The sequence below is a fragment of the Rhizobacter sp. P3_B12 genome (assembly GCF_056402895.1).
Genome location: NZ_JBFUGN010001094.1, coordinates 1 through 1,932 on the forward strand (window position 1 = coordinate 1; position 1,932 = coordinate 1,932).

Sequence of the window (1,932 nt, forward strand, 5' to 3'; positions counted from 1 at the left end):
CGGTGCTGGCAGGAGGCAGGCGCAGTGTCGCCCGCACCACGTCGGGCGACACGCGCTCGATCGACTGCAGCCGGCACGGCCAGGTGCGGGCTGCCGCGAGATGGGCATCGCCCAGGTCCTCGACCGCCAATGCGATGTCGCTGGTGGCGGTGCGCACGCAGGTGAGGATGCTTCCGGCAGCGCGCTCTTCATCGTCCAACTCCAGCTCGGCATGCAGCAGCGAGGTGTCGCCCGACACGAGGCCGGCCTTGCAGCTGCCGCAGCGTCCGGTGCGGCAACTGTAGGGCAGCGTGATGCCTGCACGCAGGGCGGCATCGAGCAGGGACTCGCCGCCATGCGTTTCGAAGGTCTTGCCGCTGGAGAGGTGGACAACAGGCATCGGGTAGCCGTGTGGGGCTGCGGGACGTGGATGGGCCAGACAGTCTACGAGCAACGCTCCCCCCGGCTGCCCCGGACGAAGCAGCCTGGGTGACGGTTGGATGCGGCGGGGAGTCGGCCGTCGGGAACCTCTGATCGGCCTTGAAATCGCCCTGATCCGGCACCAAAACCTTTGGATGCAGGCGGTCTGGACGGCCCGGAGGATAATCCAAGGATGATCTCTTCCCCCACGGATACGTCCGTCACCRAATCCTCCCCTGGCTCTACCGACGCTTCGGTCCCCCCGCCCGTGGTGGAATTCGCTTCCCTTGGCCTGGCGCCCGTGCTGCAAAAAGCCGTCGCCGAGTCCGGCTACACCCAGTGCACGCCGATCCAGGCCAAGGCGATCCCGATCGTGCTGGCCGGCCGTGACGTGATGGGTGCCGCGCAGACCGGCACCGGCAAGACGGCCGCCTTCTCGCTGCCGCTGCTGCACAAGATGCTGCGCCACGAGAACGCCAGCATGTCGCCGGCTCGCCACCCGGTGCGGGCACTGGTGCTGGCTCCCACGCGCGAACTGGCCGACCAGGTCGCGAAGAACATCAAGACCTATTCCAAGCACACCAAGCTGCGCGCGGCGGTCGTCTTCGGCGGCATCGACATGAAGCCGCAGACGCTCGAGCTGAAGGCTGGCGTCGAGGTGCTGATCGCCACCCCCGGCCGCCTGCTCGACCACATCGAGGCGAAGAACGCGGTGCTGAACCAGGTCGAGTACGTCGTGCTCGACGAGGCCGACCGCATGCTGGACATCGGCTTCCTCCCCGACCTGCAGCGCATCCTGAGCTACCTGCCGAAGCAGCGCCAGACGCTGCTGTTCTCGGCCACCTTCTCGACCGAGATCAAGAAGCTGGCCGAGAGCTACCTGCAGGATCCGATCCTTGTCGAAGTGGCCCGGCCGAACGCGACGGCGACGAACGTGGAGCAGCGCTTCTACAGCGTGTCGTCCGACGACAAGCGCGCCGCAATCCGCAAGATCCTGGTCGAGCGCGCGCTGAAGCAGGCGATCGTGTTCGTCAACTCCAAGCTCGGTTGCGCCCGCCTCGCGCGTTCGCTCGAGCGCGAAGGCCTCAAGACCAACGCGCTGCACGGCGACAAGTCGCAGGACGAGCGGCTGAAGGCCCTCGAAGCGTTCAAGCGCGGCGAGGTCGACGTGCTGGTCTGCACCGACGTGGCCGCGCGCGGCCTGGACATCGCCGACCTGCCGGCGGTCTTCAATTTCGACGTGCCGTTCAATGCCGAGGACTATGTCCACCGCATCGGCCGCACCGGGCGCRCCGGGGCCTCGGGCCTGGCGGTCACGCTGGTCACCCGCGACGACGCCCGGCTGGTGTCCGACATCGAGAAGCTGATMAAGAAGAAGATCGAACTCGAGCCGCTCGAACTGGACGAGGCGCGCCCGCGCATGTCGGACCGCACCGAGCGGCCGCGCCGCAGCTGGGACGATGCGCCGGCCGAATCCCGCGAGGCGCGCGAACCCCGCGAGCCACGCGAACCCGGCGAGTCCCGCCCGCAACG

The 1,932-nt window shown here is 68.2% G+C and carries 2 protein-coding genes; one reads left to right on the forward strand and one right to left on the reverse strand.

Annotated features, from left to right (window positions below; translation table 11 throughout):
* Window positions 1-379 (reverse strand): 2Fe-2S iron-sulfur cluster-binding protein (locus tag AC1D01_RS32480; RefSeq protein WP_477873618.1); only part of this gene is annotated, 379 nt, incomplete at its 3' end.
* A gap of 213 nt (window positions 380-592) precedes the next feature.
* Between AC1D01_RS32480 and AC1D01_RS32485 the strand changes: the two genes are divergently transcribed.
* Window positions 593-1,932: DEAD/DEAH box helicase (locus AC1D01_RS32485; RefSeq protein ID WP_477873619.1), on the forward strand; the 1,340-nt coding region annotated here is incomplete at its 3' end.